Consider the following 18,465-nt stretch of genomic DNA (forward strand, 5'->3'; position numbering starts at 1 on the left):
TGATCGTGGGTCGGATGTGCTCGAGAAGGGACCGGCTCCGCGCTGATCGACGGGCGGTCGACCTCGCCTCAGTGCCGCTTCGGCAGATGGTCGCGCGGCATTCCACTGCGGCGCTCGGCGCGGTTGGCGAACTCTCTGGCCTGGTCGCGCTCGAACCGGTCGGCCTGGCGGCGCGCGTCGTACTCGGTGTAGGCATCCACGATCCGTCCGACCAGGCTGTGCCGCACCACGTCGTCGCTGGTCAGCCGTGCGAAGTGGATGTCATCGATGCCGTCGAGCACGCGGGTCACGAGCCGCAGACCGCTCGCCGACGACGGCAGGTCGATCTGCGTGATGTCGCCGGTGACGACCATCTTCGAACCGAATCCGAGGCGAGTGAGGAACATCTTCATCTGCTCCGGCGTCGTGTTCTGCGCTTCGTCGAGCACGACGAACGAGTCGTTCAGCGTGCGGCCGCGCATATATGCCAGCGGCGCCACCTCGATCGTGCCGCTCGCGAGGAGCTTCGGCACGAGTTCGGGATCCATCATCTCGTTCAACGCGTCGTAGAGCGGCCGCAGGTACGGGTCGATCTTGTCGGTGAGCGTGCCGGGCAGGAAGCCGAGCCGTTCCCCCGCCTCGATCGCCGGGCGCGACAGGATGATGCGGGTCACCTCTTTGCGCTGCAGCGCCTGCACTGCTTTCGCCATGGCCAGATAGGTCTTGCCCGTACCGGCGGGACCGATGCCGAACACGATGGTGTTCTCGTCGATCGCGTCGACGTACTCCTTCTGTCCCTGCGTCTTCGGGCGGATGCTCTTGCCTCGAGAGGTGAGGATCACCTGTCCGAGCACATCGGACGGACTTGATCCGCCGCGAATGATGCGAGCCGAGCTCTCCACCTCGACCGGAGTGAGATCGCGGCCCTCGCGGACCATGACGAGCAACTCCTCGACAAGGCGGCGCGCGGCCTCGACCTGGTCGGCCTCGCCGGTGATCGAGATCTCGTTGCCGCGCACGTGCACGCTCACCGAGGGATACTGCCTCTCCAGACTGGTCAGCAGACGATCCTGCGCTCCGAGCAGTCGCACCATCGCCACACCGTCGACGTGCAGTCGTGCTTCTGCGGGCGCCGCCGAGCCGGCGGCCGCGCCGGCCGTGGCCGACGCCTCATCACTTCGAGCCAAGAGTTCCTTCCGTAAGACCTCCCGCGAGCACGTGGGCATGCGCGTGGAAGATCGTCTGACCGGCGGATTCGCCGTTGTTGAAGATGAGCCGGAATTCACCGTCTGACAGCTCGTCCGCGACCCGTTGGGCCACCGCGACCACGTGGGCGAGCAACTCAGGATCCGCGGCAGCGAGCTCGACCACGTTGCGATACTGCGCCGTCTTCGGCACGACCACCACGTGCACCGGTGCCTGGGGCGCGATGTCATGGAACGCGATGACGCGCTCGTCCTCGTACACCATGTCGGCGGGGATCTCCCGTTCGATGATGCGCGTGAAGATGCTCGGCTCCGTCTGCGTCATGCGCTCCATTCTACGAACGACGCACCGTCGCCGCCCGAACCGGCGCCAGGACCGCCGGCTGTCACCAACGACCCAAAGCGACGTTGAGCACGGCGATGGCCGCGGGTCCGGCACTCGAGGTGCGCAGCACCGACTGGCCGAGCCGCACAGGGAGCGCTCCGGCCCACTCCAGCCGCTGGGACTCCTCGGGCGAGATCCCGCCTTCCGGCCCCACGACCAGCGCGATGTCGCGGGCGTCGCCATCGTCGAAACGGATGTCGGTGAGCGGTCGGATCACGCCCGGCTCGAGCACGAGCATCCGGCTGTCGGCCGCCCGAGCGGCGAGGTCCGCGAGCCCGACGGGTTCGGCGACCACGGGCATCCACGCGCGCACGGACTGCTTCGTGGCCTCGCGCACGATCGACGCCCACCGCTGCACCCCCTTGCGCACCTTCTCGCCGTTCCAGCGCGAGATCGAACGGGATGCCTGCCACGGCACGATCTCGTCCGCTCCGAGCTCGACGGCCGCCTGCACGGCCAGCTCGTCACGGCCGCCCTTCGCCAGCGCCTGCACCAGAACGATGCGGGGCGACGGCCGGGGAACGCGAGTGACGGCATCCGCACGCACGACGACGCGCGCCGGTTCGGCGGAGAGGATCTCTCCCGTCACCAACAGTCCGGCACCGTTGGAGACCGAGACCTGCTCGCCGACCCGACCGCGACTCACCGTCACGAGGTGACGCGCCTCGGCGCCCGACAACTCGACCTCGCCACCGGGCTCGGCGTCGCTCAGATCCTCGCGCAGGTAGAGATGCGCCATGACCCTACAGGAACCTGTCGCGCAGCTTGGAGAAGAGGCCCTGCTGGAATCGGGCCAGCGTCGGGGCGTCGTCGTGGTGTCGCGACGCGAACTGCTCGATGAGCTCGCGCTCCTTGCGGTCGAGCTTCGTCGGCGTCAGGACCTGAACGCCCACGCGCAGATCGCCCCGGCCGCTACCGCGCAGATGAGTGATGCCGCGACCCTTCACGGTGATGACGTCGGCGCTCTGCACACCCGGCTTCAGCTCGACATCGATGTCGCCATCGAGCGCCTTCACCTTGGCCGTGGCGCCCAGCACGGCATCGGCCATCGAGACCGTGAGCGTGCACAGCAGGTCGTCGCCGTCGCGGCTGAACACGTCGTGGTGCCGCACCTTGATCTCCAGGTAGAGATCCCCGTTCGTGCCACCCGCAGGGCCGGCCTCGCCGCTGCCCGGCATCTGCAGGCGCAGCCCGGTGTCCACGCCGGCCGGAATGTCGACGGGCACGGTGCGGCGCGCGCGCACCCGGCCCTGACCCTGGCAGGTCACGCACGGCGTCGCGATGACTGTGCCGTAGCCGCGGCACGTGCCGCACGGCGACGACGTCATCACGTTGCCGAGCAGCGACCGCACCGTGCGCTGAATGCTGCCGGTTCCGTGACAGATGTCGCACGTCACCGGTGCGGTCCCCGGCTGGCAGCACGAACCACCGCAGGTCTCGCAGACGACGGCCGTGTCGACCTCGAGGTCGCGGTGGGCCCCGAAGATCACCTCGTCGAGGTCCACCTCGACGCGCAAGAGGGCGTCCTGGCCGCGTTCCCGGCGAGAACGGGGACCTCGCTGGCCGCCACCGCCTCCCGCGCCTCCGAAGAACGTCTCGAAGATGTCGCCGAAGCCGCTGAAGCCCGCGCCCTCGAACCCCGCCTGCGGCCCGAGGTCGTATTGCTGTCGCTGCTGCGGGTCGCTCAGCACGTCGTACGCGTGCGTGACGAGCTTGAAACGCTCGGAGGCCTCCGGGCTCGGGTTCACGTCGGGGTGGAGTTCACGGGCGAGTCGCCGGTAGGCCTTTTTGATCTCGTCGGGGCTGGCATCGCGGGAGACGCCGAGGACTTCGTAATGGTCGGCCACGGAAGGGGGATTTCCTTACTTTTTCGTGTGCTGAACTGATCTCCCGGTCGGCGTCGGCTCAGGATCGCTGAGGGTCATTCGCCGAGCAGACGGGAGAGGTAGCGGGCGACCGCACGCACGGCGGCCATGTTGTTGGAGTAGTCCATGCGAGTAGGGCCGAGCACGCCGAGACGCGCGACGTCGCTGCCCGTTCCGGCGTAACCGCTGGCCACGACGGAGGCCTCGGTCAACGTCGCCGACGCGTTCTCACGACCGATGCGCACCGTGACGCCGTGCTGGTCCTGGGCCATCTCACTGAACAGCTTGAGCAACTCGACCTGCTCTTCGATCGCCTCCAGCACCGGCGTGACGCTGCCGCTGAAGTCGTTCTCCGTGCGCACCAGATTCGCTGCTCCGGCCATGATCAGCCGCTCCTGCCTGGTGCCCTCGATCTGCTCCACGATGACCTGGCAGAGGGTGGCGGCGATCCCGCGCAGTGCGGGAGTCCAACGCGGGGCCGGCAGCGTGGCATCCAACGTGCGCAGCGTCGCTGCCGCGTCGACGAGCCGAAGCCCTGCCGTCTGCGCGTTCACCTGAGCACGAAGCTCCGCGAGCGCGGACTCGCTGAGCTCGTCGTCGGGCTCCGCGACGGCTTGTTCGACGACGCCGGAGTCGGCGATCAGCACGCACAGCACCCGGTGCGGCGCCAGCGGGACGAACTCGATGTGTCGCACGCGAGCGCGAGACACCGACGGATACTGCACCAGCGCCACCTGGTGCGTGAGCTGGGCGAGGAGCCGGACGGTGCGTGCGAGCACGTCGTCCACGTCGATCGACTCGCCGAGGAAGACCTCGATCGCCTGCCGCTGAGCGTGCGACAGCGGGCGCAGATCGGACATGCGGTCGACGAAGAGTCGATACCCCTTGTCGGTCGGGACTCGACCCGACGACGTGTGCGGCGCCACGATCAGGTCTTCTTCTTCGAGGGCGGCCATGTCGTTTCGGATCGTCGCGGCCGACACTTCGAAGCCGTGTCTCTCCACGATGCTCTTCGAGCCGACAGGTTCGCGCGAGGCGACGTAGTCCTGCACGATCACCCTCAGAACCTCGAGGCTGCGATCCGAAACCATCGCCACCCTCCGTTCCACCGCGCGTGTTCTTCGTGACCGTTCCGTGCGGTATTGGCACTCACCAAGACCGAGTGCCAATCATATCGCGCGGGCGCGAACCCGGTACGCGCGACGCGGGCGGAACGAGGAGGCCCCGTACCGCCCGCGCGATCAGTCGGACGCGATCAGTCGAAGTCCACGACGACCTTGCCATCCTTGATCGAGATGTCGGCGCTCGTGTAGCCGGCGCCGGCCTCGATCTGTTCGGAACCGGTGCCGCCGTCGTAGGTCGAGCCCGTGATGGTTGCGGAGATCGAACCGTCGCCGAGCTTGAACAGGTTGTAGTCGTCCGAGTCGTTGACCTCGACCTCGGGATACTCGCCGACCTTCACCGCGACCTTGGCGCCCGTGATCATCACGTTGTCCGGGAACCCGAGCTCGATCCCGCAGTCCTCGATGTCGTAGTAGTCGGTCATCGCGGCGCACTTGTCGAAGTGGGCGTCGACCTGCTTCTGCACGTCGTCGATGTAGGCCTTCGACGGCGTGAGCTTGAGATCTTTGAGCGTTGTGGCGGCATCCGGCGCCACCGTCACCTGCACGTCATCCGACAGCGTGAAGAACTCGTTCGGTGCTTCGGCCCGGTACACGCCGGGGTAGGCCACGACGTCGTAGTTGTCGGTGGTGATGGCCACGTCCCCGCCCTTGAGCGTGTAACCCGCATCGCTCGCTGCCGAAGCGGCCGTCGAGACCGGCAGGTTGAACGTCAGGCCCTGACGCACGTACCACCCCTTCGAGTCCTTGTCGAGTTCGATCTGGCTGTGGTACGCCTTGCCGCCCAGCTCGTAGGTCACCGTGGCGTAGGTGAGGTCGGACGAGCGACTGGATGCCAGCTTCGTCACCTTCGCGTCGGTGATGTGCTTCACCGCGTTCGACAGCACGCCCTTCGTCAGCAGCGCATCCTTCTCGTCGGATGTGTCGACGCGCGCGAGCTGGTTCGCCGCCTTCGCGTCGCCCTTCGAGATCGCAGACAGGTACTGGTCGGCCACGGGCTTGGCTCCGCTGTTGGCGGAGACGACCACGGCCACCACGACGGCGACGACGATGATCACGACGAGTGCGGCGCCGCCTCCGATCAGCCACCAGGCCCAGGGCCTCATGCCCTTGCGCGGCGGTTGCCCCGCCGGAGGCTGCGCACCGTAGGCGCTGCCCGGATACGGCTGGCCCGGCGCGGCATATGGCTGCCCCTGCAGCGGCTGTGCGGGCTGCTGAGAGGGAGGCTGTTGTCCGTAGGGCGCCTGCTGCCCGTAGGACTGCTGGGCGTCTGCGGACGGCGGCGGGTAGGCGCCGGGCGCAGCGGGCTCGCCCGCTGACGGTGCCTGCGGAGCAGCACCGTTCGAAGACGGTTGCCCCGTACCGTTTTCAGTGGCAGTAGCCGGCTGATCCGGCGCCGACGATTGGTCGGGAGCAGCGTTCTGCTCGGCAGGGGACGCGGTTCCCTCCGGGGAACCGTTCCCGTCGGAAGTCGGTGGGACGGAACCGCTCGGTCCGTTCTGTCCTGTCGGATCTGTCACTGCTGTGCTCCTCGGGCTTGGACGCGGCTGAACGTCGCGTGTAAGTTTTCTCACCAAAGATAGCGACCCGGGTTGTCTACGGCGAAATGCGGCGGCACCTCGATATGGTCAGCGCGGCGCATTGCCGCGCGGTGAGTCCAGCCAGTACGGTGAGGGTCACGCTCGAACTGTGGTGTGTGCGTCGCGCAGGGCCCGCGCCCGCACCGAGCGAGACCGTCCTCCGTACGTTCCGTGAGAAAGACACCGTGCCATGAGCGATCCGAACACTCCCCAGAACTCCGACCCGAGTCAGCAGCCCGTCACACCTACTCAGCAGCCGTACGGTCAGCAGCCCCCGCCCCCTCAGCAGCCCGCACAGCAGCCGCAGCAGCCTTATGGCCAGCAGCCCCCGCAGTACGGACAGCAGCAACCACCGTCGTACGGCCAGCCCCCGCAGTACGGACAGCAGCCGAACGGGCAGCAACAGTACGGGCAGCAGCCACCCCAATATGGACAGCAGCAACCGCCGTACGGACAGCAGCCTTACGGCCAGCCGCAGTATGCCGCTCCCGCGCAGCCGCTCACGGCAGAGGGCGACAAGAACGCCGCGATGTGGGCGCACATCGGCGGCATCGTCGGATTCCTGCCGTCGCTGATCATCTGGCTCGTGCTCAAAGACCGCGGACCGCGCACGAACGTCGAGGCGAAGGAGGCGCTGAACTGGCAGATCACGTTCACGATCTGCTACGTCGCCCTCTGGATCGTCGTCGGCATCCTCGACGGGGTCTTCTACGCGGTCGGCCTCTGGTTCCTTCCCGGCCTCATGCAGCTCCTCCCGCTCGCACTGTGGGTGCTCAACGTGATCTTCTCGATCATCGGGGGCGTGCGTGTGAACGCAGGCGGCGGATACCGTTACCCGTTCAACTTCCGTTTCATCAAGTAGCCGTCGGAGCGGGTGAAGGCCCGCTAACACGCTTCACTGAGAAGAGCCCGCGTACGCAACGCCGACGCGGGCTCTTCCCTTGCCCGTCCGTCGTGGCCTAGGGTGTTGGCCCGAAGCGACATGAAGGTCGCGGCCGTTAGAAGGAGACCTGACATGAGCAACGTCCCTCCCCCTCCGCAAGATCCGAACCAGGCGCCGCCGCCCGGTGCTTACCAGCAGCCGCGGCAGCTCCAGCCGTCGGACGAGAAGATGTGGTCGATGCTCATCCACCTGGGTGGCGCCATCATCTCGTTCGTCAGCTACGCCAGCCTGGCGTTCCTCCCGGCCCTGATCGGCTTCCTGGTCCTCAAGGACCGCGGGCCGTTCGTGCGAGAGAACACCAAGAACGCGCTCAACTTCCAGCTCACGATGCTGATCGGCGTGATCGTCGGCTGGATCACCGCGTTCATCCTCATCGGGTTCCTCATCCTGCTCGCCGTCTGGGTGGTGAACATCATCTTCAGCATCATCGCCGCGGTGAAGGCGAACCGGGGTGAGTACTACAAGTACCCGATGACGATCCAGTTCATCAAGTAGTCCGATTCACCGATCGGCCACGAGCCGGCGCACGACCGCGTCGGCCAGCAGCCGCCCTGTACGGGTCAGTTCGACCGATCCGTGCAGGGCGGCTCTCGCGTCGATCAGCCCGTCCGCGATCAGCCCGGCGACCGCTTGGCGGGCCTGAGGCTGAAGTGCAGACACGCGGAGGCCTTCACGGATGCGCACCCGGAGCAAGACGTCCTCGAAGGAACGCGTGGCGGCATCCAGGGTCTCTCGCCCTGCGGCGGGCGACTCCCCCGTGACCACGCGTCCGGCGTATGCGGCCGGGTGTTTGACGTTCCACCAGCGCACGCCGCCGACGTGACTGTGGGCGCCTGGACCGATTCCCCACCAGTCGTGACCTAGCCAGTAGGCGAGATTGTGGCGTGATCGATGTTTCCTGTCACGTGCCCAGTTGCTCACCTCGTACCACTCGAAGCCGGCAGCGGCGAGTCTGTCGTCGACGAGTTCGTACATGTCCGCCTGCAGATCGTCGTCGGGTTCGGCGAGCTCGCCGCGCCGGATCTGACGCGCCAGCTTGGTGCCGTCCTCGACGATGAGCGCATACGCCGAGATGTGGTCCGGCTCGCATGTCAGCGCTGCCTCGACGGATGCTCCCCAGTCCGCGAGCGACTCCCCCGGCGTTCCGTAGATCAGGTCGAGGCTGACCTGGAGTCCCGCATCCTTGGCCCACGCGACCACCTGCGGAACCCGCCGAGGATCGTGGGTGCGCTCCAGCGTGCGCAGCACGCGCGGCACCGCCGACTGCATGCCGAACGAGACACGCGTGAAGCCGGCGCGCGCGAGCTCGGCAAGGTATCGGGCATCCACGCTGTCGGGATTCGCCTCTGTCGTGACCTCGGCACCATCGGCGAGACCGAATGTCGTGCGCACCTTCGCGAGCATCGCCACGAGATCCGTCACCGGCAGCAACGTCGGCGTCCCGCCGCCGAAGAACACCGTCGACGCGGGCCGCGGCGAAATCCCGGATGCCGCCAGCACGTCGGCGGCGAAACCCACCTCGAGCGCCGCCTGCTCCGCGTAGTCCGCCTGCCTCGCGCCACGCAATTCGGTCGCCGTGTAGGTGTTGAAGTCGCAGTATCCGCAGCGCACTCGGCAGAACGGGACGTGCAGGTAGACGCCGAAGTCGCGGTCTTCCGCGCCGTCCGCGGCTCCAGCCGGAAGCAGACCGTCGCTGGGCGCCGGGTCAGCGATCGGCAGTGCGCTCGGCACGCTCGGCCTCGCCGACCAGATCGTGAGCGGCGTCCACCGGCTCGGCCGGGGCCCTGGATTCCAGCTCGGCTGCGGCATCGTCGACCGTCACATCGACTGCCGTGGCCCGCACGGGCATTTGACCGTCGTCCTGCTGCGAACTCGAGGAGGCCGACTCGGGCGGTGTCACCGGCCCTGTGACCGGGTGGAGTGCGCGCAGATATCGCCTGGCCAACTTCTTCTGGCCGGAGAGCACGAACGGCGCCACCAGGCGGCGGAGTCCCGATCCCGGCCGGGAGAACGACCGCAGGGTCAACCACACGGACCCGTCGTCGCGCTGCTCGAGCACGAACGCCTCCTCGCCCGTCAACGGATGCCCGTGCATCGTCCCGTAGGCGAACCCGACGCGGTGCTCCTCCTCGATCACGTAGACGACGCGTACCGGCGCTTTGAGGTGGAACGGGCCGAATGGCACACGCAGCACGGCGCTCATGCCATTGGAGATGTACGGGTGGCCATCCTCATCGAAGACTGCCTCGGTTCCGCGGTGCGGTTCGAGGCGCTCCGGCGTGCCGTCGTCGGCGAACCTGACGCCGGCATACTCCTCACCGGTTCCCGGGTCGACGTGTGTGACCTCCACACCGCTGCCGCGCTGAACGCCCCACGTCATCAGAGCCTGTGACGAGCTCGCGAAACGACCATCTCCGCTGCCCAGGCGGATCGAACGCGAACGGGATCGGAAACCCTTGGGAGGGTGCAGAGTCAGATCGTGCGACGCGGTGGCGCCGACAGCGGCATAGGTCACCGGCTGATCGGTGAACGTGCTGCGTCGCGTGGAAGTCGTGGGCTCGTCCTTTTTCCTCGTGCGGGACGTCTTTCCCGCTCGGCAGGGGCGCGGCGAGTCGAACCCCCATTTCGCGCGAAAAGTCTAACCGACGCCACCTGCCGGTTCGATGAGACCGAACTCATAGGCCGCGATCACGGCTTGCACACGGTCACGCAGGCCGAGTTTGAACAGGATGCGGCTGACGTGCGTCTTCACCGTCCCCTCCGCCATGTGCAGTCGATCGCCGAGCTCCTGATTCGTGCACCCTCGCGCGATCTCGACGAGCACCTCGCACTCGCGCGCCGTCAGAACGGCGAGCGGCCCCCGATCGTCGCCGTGCGGCGGCGCACGGTGCACGAACTGCGCCGCGGCGAGCGAGGTCGCCTGGATCCTCGAAATCGCCGGCCAGCTCGGAATGCTCGTCGTGCTCGTCGCGTTGTGGCGAGGCCGTCTCGCGCCGCCCTGGCCGCTGGTGCTGTGCACGGTCGGCATCCTCGTCAACGCGCTGGTCGGCACCATGGTGGCGACGCTGGCAGCCGATGTTCTGCTTCTCGCGGCGGCCGGGTGGGTCGCCGTTACGCTCGCCCGGCTTCCGCGCGATACCTGGTTGATGAACGCGAGAACCTCGCCTCAACCCGCCTCACCGCGCCCGCTCACCGGGCGCTCCGCAACAGAAGCGGAGGTCTGACGAGCTCTACTTGTTCTTCTCTTTACCTTCGACGTCCCCCGAGAGCGCGGCGATGAACGCCTCCTGGGGGACCTCGACGCGCCCCACCATCTTCATGCGTTTCTTGCCCTCCTTCTGCTTCTCCAGGAGCTTGCGCTTGCGGGTGATGTCGCCGCCGTAGCACTTGGCCAGAACGTCCTTGCGCATCGCGCGGATCGATTCGCGCGCGATGATGCGCGCGCCGATCGCGGCCTGCACGGGGACCTCGAACTGCTGCCTGGGGATCAGCTTGCGCAGCCGCTCGGTCATCATGACGCCGTATGCATAGGCCTTGTCCCGGTGCACGATGGCGCTGAAGGCATCCACCTGCTCTCCCTGCAGCAGGATGTCGACCTTCACGAGATCTGCCTCCTGCTCACCCGCGGGCTCGTAGTCCAGGCTTGCGTACCCCTGCGTGCGGCTCTTCAACTGATCGAAGAAGTCGAACACGATCTCACCGAGCGGCATGGAATAGCGGATCTCGACGCGGTCCTCACCCAGGTAGTCCATGCCGAGCATCGTGCCGCGTCGCGACTGGCACAGCTCCATGACGGTGCCGACGTAGTCCTTCGGCGTGAGGATGGCGGCCTTCACGATCGGCTCGCGCACAGTGCTCACCTTACCCGTCGGGTACTCGCTCGGGTTCGTCACGGTGACGTTCTTGCCGTCCTCGGTGGTGACGTCGTAGATCACGCTCGGGGCCGTGGTGATCAGGTCGAGACCGAACTCGCGCTCCAGCCGCTCGGTGACGATCTCCAGGTGGAGCAGGCCGAGGAAGCCGCAGCGAAAGCCGAACCCGAGCGCGACGGAGGTCTCAGGCTCGTAGACGAGCGCGGCATCCGACAGCTTGAGCTTGTCGAGCGCCTCCCGCAGATCGGGGTAGTCGCTGCCATCGATCGGGTACAGCCCGGAGAACACCATGGGCTTCGGGTCGGTGTAGCCGGCCAGCGCGTCGGATGCCGGCTTCGCGGCGTTCGTGACGGTGTCGCCGACCCGAGACTGCCGCACGTCTTTCACGCCCGTGATGAGGTAGCCGACCTCGCCCACGCCCAGGCCCTTGGTCGGGGTGGGCTCGGGCGAGCTCACGCCGATCTCCAGCAGCTCGTGCGTCGCACGCGTGGACATCATCTGGATGCGCTCGCGCGGCGTCAGCTGGCCGTCGACCATGCGCACATAGGTGACGACGCCGCGGTAGCTGTCGTACACCGAGTCGAAGATCATCGCGCGCGCGGGGGCATCCTTGGTCCCGGCGGGCGCCGGCACCGACTCGGTCACGCGATCGAGCAGCAGGTCGACACCGGCGCCGGTCTTGCCGCTGACCTTCAGCACGTCGTCGGGACTGCCGCCGATGAGGTCTGCGAGCTCGCGCGCGTACTTCTCGGGCTCGGCGGCGGGCAGATCGATCTTGTTCAGCACCGGAATGATCGCGAGGTCGTTCTCGAGCGCCAGGTAGAGGTTGGCGAGGGTCTGCGCCTCGATGCCCTGCGCGGCATCCACCAACAGAATGGCGCCCTCGCAGGCGGCCAGCGACCGAGACACCTCGTAGGTGAAGTCGACGTGTCCCGGCGTGTCGATCATGTTCAGCGCGTACGTGTCACCCTGGTACTGCCAGGGCATGCGCACGGCCTGGCTCTTGATGGTGATGCCGCGCTCGCGCTCGATCTCCATGCGGTCGAGGTACTGCGCGCGCATCGCACGCTCGTCGACCACGCCGGTGAGCTGCAGCATGCGGTCGGCGAGCGTGGACTTGCCGTGGTCGATGTGCGCGATGATGCAGAAGTTGCGGATGCGCGCGGGATCGGTCGCGGCCGGCTCGAGGGCCGTGGTTGCACGTGGAGACATCGTGCGGCAATTCTCCCATGAACGCGGGAGGTGGCCGGCACGCCCGTCCCGAGCCGATGACGTGCTCGAGAAGGGCAACGGGTGTCGGATGCCTACGCCGAGAACCTCTCGGATCGCTCGGAGACCACGCCCCGGCCATCCTCCCACCGGTACACCTCGCGGCCGGTGATGTACACGTGCTCCGCACGGCTCATCACGTCGAGCGGGTCTGAAGACCACAGCACCAGGTCGCCGTCGAGACCCTCTCGTATCGCGCCGACTCGGCTGTCGAGGCCGAGGAACGAAGCAGGGTTCACGGTGAGGGCGCGCAGGGCGATCTCGGGGTCGAGCCCCTCCTTCACCGCCAGCGACGCTTGGTGCACGAGGAAGTTGATCGGGACCACCGGGTGATCGGTGGTGATCGCCACGCGCACGCCCGCTGCGGCCAGCCGACCGAGGTTCGCGATCGCGCGATCCTTCAACTCCGCCTTGGAGCGCGAGGTGAACATCGGACCGTAGATGACCGGGACGTCCCGCTCGGCGAGCACGTCGGCGAGCTTCGCCCCGTCGGTCCCGTGGTTGATCACGAGACGGTAACCGAACTCGTCGGCGAGACGGATCGCCGTGGCGATGTCGTCGTGCCGGTGCACGTGCTGGTCCCAGGCGAGCTCGCCGGACAGCACGCTCGCCAGTGTCTCCTTGGCGAGGTCTCGCGCGAAAGGCTCGCCCTTGGCGGCCGCGGCGTCCCGCGCGGCGACATAATTCTGCGCGTCGACGAAGGCCTGGCGCAGCACGTAGGCGACACCGAGCCGCGTCGACGGCAGTTGCTTCTTCTCGCCATAGACGCGTTTCGGGTTCTCGCCGAGTGCGGACTTCACGCTGACGGCATCCGTGATCACCTGCTCGTCGATGGTGCGGCCGCCCCACGTCTTGATCGCGACGGTGCGGCCCCCGATCACATTGCCGCTGCCCGGTTTGACGATCACCGAGGTGATGCCTCCCGACAGCGCATCGCGGAACCCCTCGTCGTCGATGTCGATGCCGTCGATGGCCCGAACGCCGGCGGTGTTCGGGCCGGTCATCTCGTTCGTGTCGTTCCCCGCGGCGCCTCCGCCCTCCTCGTGGATTCCGACATGGCCGTGCGCCTCGATGAAGCCCGGGAGCAGCCACTTGCCCTCGGCGTGCACGACGGGGACGCCCTCGGGAACGGCGACGTCGGCCCCGACCGCCGTGATGATGCCGTCCCGCACGATCACCGTGCCGTTCTCGACCGGTTCGGACGCGACGGGCACGACACGCGCGCCGACGATGGCGATGGATGCTCGCTGAAGACTCATGCCCTCCAGCCTAGGTTTCGCGTGCACCGGCATCGAGTCGCGTGAGCACGCTTAGCGACGGGAGAGCGGCAGGTATTCCCGGGCGCGAACGGGTATCTGGTAAGGTTGCTTGTTGGCTTGCGTGTGGTTTCAACCCGCACGTCGTCGGGAGATGCCCTCTTCATCTGCCGGCACATCCTCAATCTCGGTACATCGAACGAAAGACAAGACCACTCGTGGCAAACATCAAGTCGCAGATGAAGCGCATTCGCACCAACGAGAAGGCGCACGAGCGCAACAAGGCCGTCAAGAGCGAGCTCAAGACCGCGATCCGCGCTACGCGCGAGGCCGCGGCCTCCGGTGACAAGGCGAAGGCCACCACCGCTCTCGCCTTTGCGAGCAAGAAGCTGGACAAGGCCGTCAGCAAGGGCGTCATCCACAAGAACCAGGCGGCGAACCGCAAGTCGGCCATCGCCAAGCAGGTCGCCGCGCTCTGAGCGCCTCGTAGTCCCCGGCGGGTTCTCCCCCGTCGACACGAGAACCCCGTCCCCGTGACGGGGTTCTCGTCATCTCAGCGGTCGCCGTCAGTTCATCGCGAGCAGCGCCGTTCCCGATCGCGCCGCGCCGACCCTGTCTTCGCGATGTCCGACCGGGAGCGCGCCGTCAACCGCGCGCGACGTCACCGCGGGCGCTGAGAACCTCGACCATGCGCTCGAGCGCGAACACCGGGTCCCTCCCGGCGCCCTTCACGCTCGCATCGGCGTCGGCCACGATCTCGATGCTGCGCGCCAGCCCGGGCTCCGTCCAGCCCTGCAGGTCACGGCGGGCCCGATCGACCTGCCACGGTGCCAGCCCGAACTGAGACGCCAGCTGCGCCGAGCTTCCCCGCGCCCCGTAGAGCCGGGCCATCGTTCGCACCTTGCTCGCGAACGCGGCGACGATCGGAACGGGGTCGGCGCCGGAAGCCAGCGCGTGCCGCAACGTGATCAGTGCCTCGCCGTACCGGCCGGCCAGCGCCGCGTCGGCCACCTTGAACGCATTGGTCTCCACGCGGCCCCCGTAGTAGCGATCCACCGTCGCCTCGGTGATCTCGTCCCCCGCGTCGGAGATGAGCTGCTGGCACGCCGATGCCAATTCGCCGAGATCGTCGGCGAACGCGCTCGTGACCGCGCGCAAGGCACCGGCCGTGATCTTCTTGCCCGCCATGCGGAACTCCGCCTGGGCGAACTCGTACTTGTCGGAGTCGCGCTTCAGCTCGGCACAGACCACCTCGATGCCGTCGCCGGAGCCGGAACGGATCGCGTCGAGGAATCTCTTGCCGCGCACTCCACCGCCGTGGCGCACCTGCACGGTCGTGTCATCGGCGGGCGCCTGCAGATAGTCGACGAGGTCGGTGATGAAGGCATCCGTCGCCCGCTCCGCCGATGCAACCCGAATGAGGCGTGGCTCACCGAACAGCGAAGGGCTGGCGAGCGACGCGAGTTCTCCCCCGGCGTAGTCTGCGGCGTTCAGATCGCTGACCTCGAGCGTGGGATCGGCCTGCCTGAGCACATCGCGCAGTATGCGCACGGACCTGTCGGCGAGCACCGTCTCGGTGCCGCTGATCAGCACGACCGGCGCTGCGCGCACCTCGTGCCACGCGAGCTGCGGGATCGCCGCCTTCGCCGATCGCGACGCACCCTTCGCGCCAGACCCGCGTGTGCTGCGTGACGATGCCGCACGGCCACCGGATGCCCGTGATGCCGACCCGTTCGTCCTCGTCGCCACCGCTTGTACCCCATTCCCTACGCATCCTGAGTACGTGTCGTTCGCGTGCACCGCTCATTCGCCGTCGGTGCTCGCCCAGCCTATCCGCCGCCCCCGACGCTCAGTTCCCGTCCCGGCGTGCGCAGAGTCTCGGCCGAAGCGTGCCGTTGTGTCCACGTGCGAAGGCCGCCATGGCCGTCGGAGGCGACCATGAGCATCCCCTGAACGTCGGTGCGCATGGCGAGGATGCCCGCGCGATGCAGAATCCCGAGAGCGGTCTGCGTCGGATGCCCGTAGTCGTTTCCTATTCCGCTGGAGATCAGCCCCACCGCCGCGGAAAGCGCGTCGTAGAGGGCCTCCGCCTGGTCGCTGGAGCCGTGGTGCGCCACCTTCACCACCTGCACCTGCGGCACACGGCCCGTGGCGAGCAGCGCCGATTGCGCGCGCTCATCGAGATCGCCGAGGAACAGCGAGCGGATGCCGTCGCCGTCGAACAGCATCGTCACACTCTTCTCGTTGCCGTCCTCCATTCCGTCCCCGTCGGCGTCGGGCCACAGCACCCGCCATGCGACGTCGCCGAACGTTCCCGCGTCGCCGGTCTGGGCGACGCGCACATCGGCCCCGCCGTGCCGCAACTCGTCATCGACTTCTCGGGCGTGCGCATCGGTGGCGGGCCCGACGAGCGCGAGACCCACCTTGCCGACAATGGCCGACGTGCCGCCCACGTGATCCATGTCGTAGTGCGTGAGAACGAGCAGGTCGATGCGCCCGATGCCGAGCGCGTCGAGGCAGTCGGTCAGACGAGCGGGATCCGGCCCCGTGTCGACGAGCGCGTGCGCGTCACCGCTACGGAGCAGAACCGCGTCGCCCTGCCCGATGTCGCACGCCGCGATGCTCCAGTTCGCGGGACGGGACATCGCCTGGGCCACGCCCGCACCCATCGAGCCCGCGAGAGTGCACACGACGATGACACCGGACGCCGCCAGCGCCGCCCAGCGCGCACGCCTCGCCACCCGTCCCCGCGGCCGGATCACCAGGAGCACTACGGCGACGGTGATCACCAGCATGAGCACGAACCCCAAGACGCCACCCACCCATTCGAGAGCGCTCGCCGGAAGCGCTGCGCTGACCCGAGCGACGGCAGCGATCCATGCCGAGGGGAGCCACGCCACGTGGGCGACGAGTGCGCCCGCTGCCGGCCACACGGGCACCAGAAGACACGCGCCGAGCCCGATGATGGTCGCCAGCGGTGCGGCGGGCTCGGCGACCAGGTTCGCGAGTACGCCGTAGAGCGGCACCGTCGGATTCAGCATGATCAGCACCGGTTGGCAGGCCACCTGCGCCGCGAGCGGCACCGCGATCACGGTGGCCACTCTCGCCGGCAGATACGCGCTGAGGCGCCGCGTGAGCGGCGGAGCGAGCAGGAGCAGAGCGCCCGTGGCGAGCACCGAGAGCGCGAAGCCGTAATCCACGGCGAGCCAGGGGTCGGTGACGAGCAACGCCACGACGGCGAACGACAGAGCCGAAACCGCCCGCCCCTGCCTTCCCGACCACCCGGCGAACACGACGACGGCGGCCATCGCAGCTGCTCGCAACACGCTCGGCTGTGGGGTCACGAGCACGCCGAACGCCGCGAGAGCGCCCAAGGATGCCATCGATCGCCCCGCACGTCCGAGCCCCACGGCGCCCGCACCGGCGCCGATCAGCGACACCACCACGGCGCAGTTCGCACCCGACACGGCGGTCAGGTGCGTGAGGCTCGAGCTCTTCATCGCCTGGGTCAGCGAGTCCGGCACCTGATGCACGTCGCCGATCGCCAACCCGGGCAGCAGCGCTCCACCGTCACCGGGGAGATCGGCGGCAACCCGGGAGAATCCGGACCGCATCGCGTTCGCCGCGGCGAGCGGTGCCGGCGCAGAGCCGATCGCCCGCGGCCGGCCCGACGCGTACACGAACGCCGCGATCTCCGACGATGGTTCCAGCACCGCGACGTTCCCGGTCACGCGGACCGTCGCGCCGATCTGCACCCGCGTGCCCTTCGGCGCGAAGACGAGCACGGGCATCCGAGCACGCACTGTCGTCGTTCCGGCCGTCACTGCGGTCACTGTCGCGGAGAATCGCGTTCGCTGCGCGGCGCCGAACCCGGAAGCCGTCGACGAGGCGACGGCCGCCGACGCCACCGTGGCGCGCAGCACGACGGTGTGGTGCGCGAGCGCTCGAACCTCATCGGGACGTCGGAGCGGCGTCGCCGCCGACGCTGCCGTCGCGACGAGGGCCGCAGTGGCCGCAGCGACGCACGCGGCGGCGAGAACGACAGGCAGCCTGTCGCGCGGCGTATGCGCCCCGCGCGACCCCACGACAAGAGCCACCACCGCCGCTGCGATGGCCGCGGCCCACAAGACGACCGCCAGCCACCACGCGCTCGGCATGGAGATGGCGAGGGCCGCGCCGCCCCACGCCGCTCCCGCGGGAAGCGCGAGCCTCAAGTCGATCATCAGACCGTCACCTGGTCTTTGAGTCCATCGAACGTCTTCTGCCCGATACCGCTCACGTTCATCAGATCGTCGACGGAGGTGAATCTGCCGTTGTCCGCACGCCAGGCGAGGATCTTCGCCGCCATGGCCGGGCCTATCCTCGGCAGTGTCTCCAGCTGCTCCTCGGTCGCGGTATTCAGATTCACCGTGCCGCCCGGCATTCCCGCTTCCGATCCGCTGGCAGAGCCGCCGGAGCCGGGAGCCGTCACCGGATCGCCGACATGCGGAACGACGAGCTGTTCGCCGTCGGAGAGCAATCGGGCGAGGTTCACCCCGGACTGCTCGGCATCGGAGGTCAGACCGCCGGCCGCGCCAACAGCGTCGACGACCCGAGAGCCGGCCGGGAGCGTGTACAGCCCGGGACGCACGACGGCACCTAGCACGTGCACGTACAGAAGCGCAGAGGGCGTGGGCGCCGGCGTCACCGCCTTCTTGGATGCCGCCGCCCCCGCCGTCACGGCGGCGGCCGGGACCTCCGATCCGTCACCCTGTGGTGTCAACAGGCCCACGAGCACGGCGGTGGCGAACGCCGCGATGAGAAGGACGGCGGCTGCCCCCGCGCCGATTCGCAGCTTGACGGCGCGTGGCATCGTGCGCGAAGCGGGCGCGAGTTCCTCCAGCGATTCGTCGGCATCCACGCTCGCGACGGTATCCGGGCATCGAGCTCGCCCCGCCCGGATGCTCGCCGATCGGGAACAACTCGCTCAGCCGCTGGCTGGGGACGGCAG

General features: G+C 68.2%; 17 protein-coding genes. 3 read left to right on the forward strand and 14 right to left on the reverse strand.

The features are described from left to right. Positions 1 to 68 precede the first annotated feature (68 nt). The 6 genes from H623_RS0103620 to H623_RS17570 form a co-directional block, all read right to left on the reverse strand. A complete protein-coding gene (locus tag H623_RS0103620; protein WP_245558880.1) occupies positions 69 to 1,073 on the reverse strand; it encodes a PhoH family protein in 1,005 nt (334 codons plus the stop codon). 79 nt (positions 1,074 to 1,152) lie between these two features. Then, positions 1,153 to 1,509: a histidine triad nucleotide-binding protein gene (locus H623_RS0103625; protein WP_022899586.1), complete on the reverse strand. Its 357-nt coding sequence runs from the start codon at positions 1,507 to 1,509 to the stop codon at positions 1,153 to 1,155. 61 nt (positions 1,510 to 1,570) lie between these two features. Further along, positions 1,571 to 2,308 (reverse strand): 16S rRNA (uracil(1498)-N(3))-methyltransferase, encoded by a 738-nt coding sequence (locus H623_RS0103630; RefSeq protein ID WP_022899587.1) that lies wholly within the window; start codon positions 2,306 to 2,308, stop codon positions 1,571 to 1,573. A 4-nt stretch (positions 2,309 to 2,312) separates the two neighbouring features. Continuing rightward, the gene (gene dnaJ / locus H623_RS0103635; protein WP_022899588.1) at positions 2,313 to 3,416 is read right to left on the reverse strand and encodes a molecular chaperone DnaJ; all 1,104 of its coding nucleotides are present in this window, start codon (positions 3,414 to 3,416) and stop codon (positions 2,313 to 2,315) included. Positions 3,417 to 3,490: 74 nt separating this feature from the next. Further along, positions 3,491 to 4,525, reverse strand: a complete 1,035-nt coding sequence (gene hrcA, locus H623_RS0103640; RefSeq protein WP_022899589.1) for a heat-inducible transcriptional repressor HrcA — start codon at positions 4,523 to 4,525, stop codon at positions 3,491 to 3,493. Between the two features lie 164 nt (positions 4,526 to 4,689). Then, entirely contained in the window at positions 4,690 to 6,075 is a 1,386-nt protein-coding gene (locus tag H623_RS17570; RefSeq protein ID WP_084485559.1) for a hypothetical protein, read from the reverse strand. A gap of 250 nt (positions 6,076 to 6,325) precedes the next feature. On the opposite strand from H623_RS17570, the gene H623_RS17575 reads away from it, so the two are divergent. Both H623_RS17575 and H623_RS0103655 read left to right on the forward strand, forming a co-directional pair. Then, positions 6,326 to 6,997 (forward strand): DUF4870 domain-containing protein, encoded by a 672-nt coding sequence (locus tag H623_RS17575; protein ID WP_022899591.1) that lies wholly within the window; start codon positions 6,326 to 6,328, stop codon positions 6,995 to 6,997. A gap of 153 nt (positions 6,998 to 7,150) precedes the next feature. Beyond that, entirely contained in the window at positions 7,151 to 7,573 is a 423-nt protein-coding gene (locus H623_RS0103655; RefSeq protein ID WP_022899592.1) for a DUF4870 domain-containing protein, read from the forward strand. Between the two features lie 6 nt (positions 7,574 to 7,579). Here H623_RS0103655 and hemW read toward each other — a convergent pair whose 3' ends face one another. The 5 genes from hemW to H623_RS0103685 all read right to left on the reverse strand — a co-directional run bounded on the left by hemW (position 7,580) and on the right by H623_RS0103685 (position 13,478). Then, positions 7,580 to 8,809 carry a radical SAM family heme chaperone HemW gene (hemW, locus tag H623_RS0103660; protein WP_022899593.1) on the reverse strand — a complete coding sequence of 410 codons (1,230 nt, stop codon included), beginning with the start codon at positions 8,807 to 8,809 and terminating at the stop codon, positions 7,580 to 7,582. Then, complete coding sequence (locus H623_RS17580) at positions 8,784 to 9,593, reverse strand: DUF1990 domain-containing protein (protein WP_022899594.1); 810 nt, start codon at positions 9,591 to 9,593, stop codon at positions 8,784 to 8,786. Before H623_RS17580 ends, hemW begins: the two co-directional genes overlap by 26 nt. Positions 9,594 to 9,716: 123 nt before the next feature. Next, positions 9,717 to 10,133 (reverse strand): response regulator transcription factor, encoded by a 417-nt coding sequence (locus H623_RS22355; protein WP_084485562.1) that lies wholly within the window; start codon positions 10,131 to 10,133, stop codon positions 9,717 to 9,719. Between the two features lie 175 nt (positions 10,134 to 10,308). Further along, positions 10,309 to 12,162: a translation elongation factor 4 gene (lepA, locus tag H623_RS0103680; RefSeq protein ID WP_022899597.1), complete on the reverse strand. Its 1,854-nt coding sequence runs from the start codon at positions 12,160 to 12,162 to the stop codon at positions 10,309 to 10,311. Positions 12,163 to 12,254: 92 nt separating this feature from the next. Next, on the reverse strand, positions 12,255 to 13,478 hold the full coding sequence (locus tag H623_RS0103685; protein ID WP_022899598.1) for an amidohydrolase: 1,224 nt from the start codon (positions 13,476 to 13,478) through the stop codon (positions 12,255 to 12,257). A 215-nt stretch (positions 13,479 to 13,693) separates the two neighbouring features. On the opposite strand from H623_RS0103685, the gene rpsT reads away from it, so the two are divergent. Continuing rightward, positions 13,694 to 13,954: a 30S ribosomal protein S20 gene (gene rpsT, locus H623_RS0103690; protein WP_022899599.1), complete on the forward strand. Its 261-nt coding sequence runs from the start codon at positions 13,694 to 13,696 to the stop codon at positions 13,952 to 13,954. Between the two features lie 166 nt (positions 13,955 to 14,120). Here rpsT and holA read toward each other — a convergent pair whose 3' ends face one another. From holA to H623_RS0103710, 3 genes are all read right to left on the reverse strand, one after another. Beyond that, complete coding sequence (gene holA / locus H623_RS17590) at positions 14,121 to 15,110, reverse strand: DNA polymerase III subunit delta (protein ID WP_051143075.1); 990 nt, start codon at positions 15,108 to 15,110, stop codon at positions 14,121 to 14,123. 194 nt (positions 15,111 to 15,304) lie between these two features. After that, positions 15,305 to 17,698 (reverse strand): ComEC/Rec2 family competence protein, encoded by a 2,394-nt coding sequence (locus H623_RS17595; RefSeq protein ID WP_022899602.1) that lies wholly within the window; start codon positions 17,696 to 17,698, stop codon positions 15,305 to 15,307. Further along, a complete protein-coding gene (locus tag H623_RS0103710; RefSeq protein ID WP_022899603.1) occupies positions 17,698 to 18,375 on the reverse strand; it encodes a ComEA family DNA-binding protein in 678 nt (225 codons plus the stop codon). The genes H623_RS17595 and H623_RS0103710 overlap by 1 nt, the downstream gene beginning before the upstream one ends. Positions 18,376 to 18,465 lie beyond the last annotated feature (90 nt).

Source organism: Humibacter albus DSM 18994 (assembly GCF_000421825.1).
GTDB classification, from domain to species: domain Bacteria; phylum Actinomycetota; class Actinomycetes; order Actinomycetales; family Microbacteriaceae; genus Humibacter; species Humibacter albus.

Coding starts and splice junctions, on each gene's coding strand:
- H623_RS17595 (WP_022899602.1), bottom strand. CDS start 17,698: ATGATCGACTTGAGGCTCGCGCTTCCCGCGGGAGCGGCGTGGGGCGGC.
- H623_RS0103620 (WP_245558880.1), bottom strand. CDS start 1,073: ATGGTGCGACTGCTCGGAGCGCAGGATCGTCTGCTGACCAGTCTGGAG.
- lepA (WP_022899597.1), bottom strand. CDS start 12,162: ATGTCTCCACGTGCAACCACGGCCCTCGAGCCGGCCGCGACCGATCCC.
- H623_RS0103630 (WP_022899587.1), bottom strand. CDS start 2,308: ATGGCGCATCTCTACCTGCGCGAGGATCTGAGCGACGCCGAGCCCGGT.
- H623_RS0103655 (WP_022899592.1), top strand. CDS start 7,151: ATGAGCAACGTCCCTCCCCCTCCGCAAGATCCGAACCAGGCGCCGCCG.
- H623_RS17575 (WP_022899591.1), top strand. CDS start 6,326: ATGAGCGATCCGAACACTCCCCAGAACTCCGACCCGAGTCAGCAGCCC.
- H623_RS22355 (WP_084485562.1), bottom strand. CDS start 10,133: ATGGTGCCGACCAGCGCGTTGACGAGGATGCCGACCGTGCACAGCACC.
- H623_RS0103625 (WP_022899586.1), bottom strand. CDS start 1,509: ATGACGCAGACGGAGCCGAGCATCTTCACGCGCATCATCGAACGGGAG.
- hrcA (WP_022899589.1), bottom strand. CDS start 4,525: ATGGTTTCGGATCGCAGCCTCGAGGTTCTGAGGGTGATCGTGCAGGAC.
- H623_RS0103685 (WP_022899598.1), bottom strand. CDS start 13,478: ATGAGTCTTCAGCGAGCATCCATCGCCATCGTCGGCGCGCGTGTCGTG.